At 64.7% G+C, this 439-nt stretch carries 1 protein-coding gene; it reads right to left on the bottom strand.

What is annotated here, in order from left to right; genetic code table 11:
- A partial coding sequence (locus tag ACU8YE_RS25440; RefSeq protein WP_446930368.1) for a SpoVR family protein occupies window positions 1-439 on the bottom strand: 439 nt, incomplete at both ends.

Consider the following 439-nt stretch of genomic DNA (forward strand, 5'->3'; position numbering starts at 1 on the left):
CGTCGCGAGGCCGTCGTAGTCGTAGTCCTCGTCGAGCGAGGCGACCAGCGCGTGGTCGCCCCGGGCCAGGGCGGCCTCGCGCTCGCGCCGCAGCGCCGCTTCCTTCGACAGCGACGGTTTCTGCGGCCGCTTGTAGCGGTCGACGCCGTAATTCATCAGCGCATGGCACGAGTCGAGCAGTTCCTCGACGCGATCGAGGCCGTAGCGCTCCTCGCATTCCGCGACGTAGTTCTTCGCATACACGAGGTAGTCGATGATCGCGTGCGCGTCGGTCCACAGGCGGAACAGGTAATTGCCCTTGAAGAACGAGTTGTGCCCGTACGCCGCGTGCGCGATGACGAGCGCCTGCATCGTCATCGTGTTCTCTTCCATCAGATACGCGATGCACGGGTTCGAGTTGATGACGATCTCGTAGGCCAGCCCCATGAGGCCGCGCTGG

It is taken from the genome of Ralstonia sp. VS2407 (genome assembly GCF_052950655.1).